This is a genomic window from Flavobacterium sp. (genome assembly GCF_044338735.1).
In the GTDB taxonomy this organism is placed as follows: Bacteria; Bacteroidota; Bacteroidia; order Flavobacteriales; family Flavobacteriaceae; genus Flavobacterium.
On record NZ_JBIIWV010000174.1, the window covers coordinates 1 to 4,173 of the forward strand.

Annotated in this window: 5 protein-coding genes; 2 read left to right on the plus strand and 3 right to left on the minus strand. The window is 32.7% G+C overall.

Annotation, left to right across the window (positions count from 1 at the left end):
- A partial coding sequence (locus ACIQZC_RS09525; RefSeq protein WP_396138994.1) for a M20/M25/M40 family metallo-hydrolase occupies positions 1 to 842 on the plus strand: 842 nt, incomplete at its 5' end.
- A gap of 334 nt (positions 843 to 1,176) precedes the next feature.
- Here ACIQZC_RS09525 and ACIQZC_RS09530 read toward each other — a convergent pair.
- Together ACIQZC_RS09530 and ACIQZC_RS09535 are read right to left on the minus strand one after the other, a co-directional pair.
- Complete coding sequence (locus ACIQZC_RS09530; protein WP_396138995.1) at positions 1,177 to 2,157, minus strand: alcohol dehydrogenase catalytic domain-containing protein; 981 nt, start codon at positions 2,155 to 2,157, stop codon at positions 1,177 to 1,179.
- Entirely contained in the window at positions 2,157 to 2,474 is a 318-nt protein-coding gene (locus tag ACIQZC_RS09535) for a hypothetical protein (protein WP_396138996.1), read from the minus strand. Before ACIQZC_RS09535 ends, ACIQZC_RS09530 begins: the two co-directional genes overlap by 1 nt.
- Before the next feature lie 101 nt (positions 2,475 to 2,575).
- Between ACIQZC_RS09535 and ACIQZC_RS09540 the strand changes: the two genes are divergently transcribed.
- Positions 2,576 to 2,920 carry a winged helix-turn-helix transcriptional regulator gene (locus ACIQZC_RS09540; protein ID WP_396138997.1) on the plus strand — a complete coding sequence of 115 codons (345 nt, stop codon included), beginning with the start codon at positions 2,576 to 2,578 and terminating at the stop codon, positions 2,918 to 2,920.
- A gap of 470 nt (positions 2,921 to 3,390) precedes the next feature.
- On the opposite strand, the gene ACIQZC_RS09545 is transcribed toward ACIQZC_RS09540, so the two are convergent.
- A complete protein-coding gene (locus ACIQZC_RS09545; RefSeq protein ID WP_396138998.1) occupies positions 3,391 to 4,107 on the minus strand; it encodes a DUF4197 domain-containing protein in 717 nt (238 codons plus the stop codon).
- Between the last annotated feature and the right edge of the window lie 66 nt (positions 4,108 to 4,173).

A 4,173-nucleotide genomic window follows, 5' to 3' on the forward strand; every position in this document is an offset into this window, starting at 1 on the left:
TAAAAGGGCTACAAGGCGGACATTCGGGTATGGACATCAACAAAGGTTTAGGAAATGCCAATAAAATCATGAACCGTTTATTATTTGACGGATTTGAGAATTTTGGTTTGCAAATTGCCGAAATTTCGGGTGGAAGTTTGCGTAATGCAATTCCAAGAGAAAGTGTAGCGCAAGTTATTATTGCCGAAATGTATGACGAAGCGTTTGTTTTTGACATGCAAGAAGTAATTGGCGACATCAAAACCGAGTTCAAGACGATGGAAACTAATTTAACGATTGAAATTGTTAAAAGCGATACTGTTCCAGTAAAATTAATGGATTTAGGCGTTCAAGAAGGGTTGTTGCGCGCGATTTATGCTGCACACAACGGCGTATACAGAATGTCGGCGGATATGGAAGACTTGGTTGAAACATCCAATAATATTGCAAGAGTCATTGTGAAAAACGGACACATTTCAATACAAAATTTAACACGGTCGTCTGTGGAAACTTCTAAAATGGATTTAGCAAATAGTTTGCGTTCGGCTTATGAATTATTTGGTTGCGAAGTTGAATTTGGTGGAAGTTACCCGGGTTGGACACCCAACGTAAATTCTGAAATTTTAGAAGTATTGACGTCAATTTACGAAAAACAAAACGGAGCACAACCAAAAGTAGTAGCGTGCCATGCCGGATTAGAATGTGGAATTTTAGGAACCAATTATCCTAACATGGACATGATTTCTTTTGGACCAACGATTCACGGCGCACACAGTCCAGATGAAAGAGCATCAATTAAATCGTCTCAGAAATTTTGGAAGTTTGTGTTGGAAATTTTAGAAAGTATTCCGGTGAAGAACTAAGAGAATAGAAATCGATTAAAAATAAAATCCTGAGTTTACTCAGGATTTTTTGTTTATACTCTAAAAATGGCGATTAGCCATAAACAGCTTTTTTTGTTTCAATTTTAACGTTTCGGCAGCTTGGCGAAGTGGCGGTTTAAAAAGCACAAAGGTTCAAGCTAGCACAAAGGTAAATAAAAATACCTAAAGTTTCAACCTAGCACCGAACCCGCCATTTTGCCAAACTGCTTGTTGGCAGTAGTGCTTATTTTTTCGTCTGCTAATTTACAACAAAATCAATAAAGATATATCACTTTTCTACGAGTATGTTTTTCAATTTTATCAAAAAGTGAATTTAAAATTGAATTATTTTGCCAATAGATTTTTTGCTCAAACCATCTTTTTCAATAGTTGAAAAATCAACGTAATTGTATTTTCTTGACACAAAACTGTTTTGAATTAAATCAATGGCTTGCTGCAAAAATTTTCCGTTTGCTCCTGTAACTTGACCAATTAATTGTACACTATTTTTCTTTGCCAATTTGGTAAATTTTCCCATCATCATTTTCATCAACCACTTCATAATTCCTGGTAAGTTTACACCTGCTTTGTGCATTTGAGAAGTGTCTACATATTTTACTGAAACTATTTTTTTTGGTTGTAAAGCAATAGATTTTTTCAAAATGTCATCGCCCAAAGTATCGAAAATGTAATCCACTTCTTTGGTTTTCAATACTTGAGAAAAGTCTTGTGTTTTGTAGTCTATAAATTGGTCGATTCCTGCTTTTTCTAAATCGTGTTTGTCGCTTTGACTTCCCGTGCCAATTACATATAGTCCCATTTGTTTGGCTATTTGCAATGCTTGAAAACCAACTCCGCCACCAATGCCGTGAATCAAAATCTTTTCACCTTTTTTAGCGTTGAGTTGTTGCAAACTATCATAAGCCGTGAGCAATGGCAATGCTATAGCACCTGCTTCTTTTGTATCAATATTATTAGGAATTTTTGCACAATAGTTGGCAGGAATGGTAATTTCTTCTGCCCAAGTTCCAATGTCGCTGAACATTCGATAGAACAAAACTTTGTCGCCAATGGCAAAATTTGTTACACCTTTTCCTATTTCTAAAATAATTCCTGCTCCATCAATGCCACCAATTTGTGGGTTTTTGTATTTCAAAGAAGGAAAACCTTTCATCAAATCCATATCCACAGGATTGATTCTACTACTTATCATTTTTACCTTCAATTCACCTGATTGAGTTTGGGGAATTTCAATGTTTTGAATTTTCATTGTAGAAAATTCTTTACCAGCTTTTAAGCGAATAATGGCTTTCATTAAATTTTCAATTTTTGTGCTTGTTCAGCAGTTAAAACTTGCTTCAATTCGGTTTCCCATTTTGCCACTGCATTTTGGATAACTTCTTTTTTTCTACCTTGTTTGTAAGCGTCTTCGTGTCCGTTGGCTCTGTCAAGGTTAATTTGAAATACTTTTGCTTTCTGTTCTTCCGAAAGTGAAAGTTTTTTTGCCATTTTTTCGGTAATGTGTTTTACCTTTTCTTCTTTTGAAAGACGAGAATGTGCAAACGCCTTTACTCCAATTGCTGAAACTATTATCAGCAATGCACCAATTAAAATTTTCTTTGTTGCTATCATTTTATAAAAATTTATTTGTTATTAATAATGCAAAGTTATTACCTTTGTCCAAATAAATAGTGTAGTCAATAATAGTCGTAATAGTCTAAAAATATAGACCAATGGAAAATAAAAGGAAAACGAAAGAATTTAACCCAAACAATTGTCCTGTTACTCATTGTTTAAATAAAATTGGTGGCAAATGGAAACCTGTAATTATTCATTTGATACGAAAAGATTGCAACCGATTTTCAATGTTGCAAAGAGCAATTCCTGATATTAGTAAGCAAATGTTGGTGAACCAACTTCGGGAAATGGAAGAAGATAAAATTTTGGAACGGATTATTTATGCTGAAATTCCGCCAAAAGTAGAATATAAAATTTCAGAATATGGTAAAACTTTATTGCCAATTATTGATAGTATGTCTGATTGGGGTTTGAAAGATTTGAAGAAGTTGTCAAAGTGATTTCTGTCGGTTTTGACGGTCGCTCGTAGCATTACTGCCAACTTATATATATGCGATATAAAACTTCGTATATACACCCATATTTGGGTAGCTATGCGAAGTTTTGTTTCGCTTTTTAATAAAATCAAAAATAACAAATATTTTTAATTTTCGACATATTTTTTTAAATAAATTTAATAACTAGGTAAAAAAAACCTCAATTGTATGAGGATTTAGATTATGTTTTTTGCTTCCCTGAGTTGAAGGTAAATCGTTCTACAGGGCTTTCGGGTTTTTGTTTTTAGTAGGTTGGTACAATGTAATCAATCAAAGTTTAATTTTAAACAAAAAAACTCCGATTTTCATCGGAGTGATTTTTACAAACTAACCTAACCAAATAAGAAAACTCATTTTACATTACAAATGTCGGAAGTTTTTCTCACACAATGTGTTAAGGATATGTTATACTTATGTTATTGATTCTTAAATTTTTACAACTTTATTTTATCTTGAAGCACAAATATTTTTTTCAATAAATCACTATTTCTGGAAGGTAATTTTGTGCGAATCTCATTTTCTTCTACAGCAATCATTTTGAATACGCCTTCCATTGCTTTGTTTGTGGTGTAGTCGGTTAAGTCGGGATTTACTTTTTTAACCAAAGGCAGGCTATTATATTTTTTAATAATTTCTGACCAAACTTTATCAGCTCCCACTTTAGAAAATGATTTTTTAATTACGGGATTAAATGAAGCATACAAATGCGTGGTTGTGTTTTTTTGTAAATAGACTGTCGCTGCATTTTCATTGCCTAAAAGAATATTTTTAGCATCGGTAAAAGTCATTTGTTTTACTGCATCCACAAAAATAGGAGTCGCTTCTTTTACAGCATCTTCCGCAGCTCGGTTTAATAGTTCAATGCCTTCATCGGCTAATTTTCCCATTCCAAATTGACGTAACTTTTTATCTACGGTTTTAAGTTCTTCAGGCAACATAATTTTTACCGCTTCGTTTTTTAAAAAACCATCTTTAGCAGCAAGTTTCGTTACTTGTTTTGTTATTCCATTGTTTAATGCTTCTTTGAGTCCTTTACTAATTTCAGTTTGACTAATTGTTGAATTAATTTTTGGAAGTTGTGCCATTAATTTAGGGGTTGAAATACCTCCAATTAACAGAATAAAAGATAAGTTGAGAATATGTTTTTTCATATTTTTTATTTTTTCTAGAAAAATATAAGCAAATATAATGCCTTTTTTAAGCTATAATTATTTTAA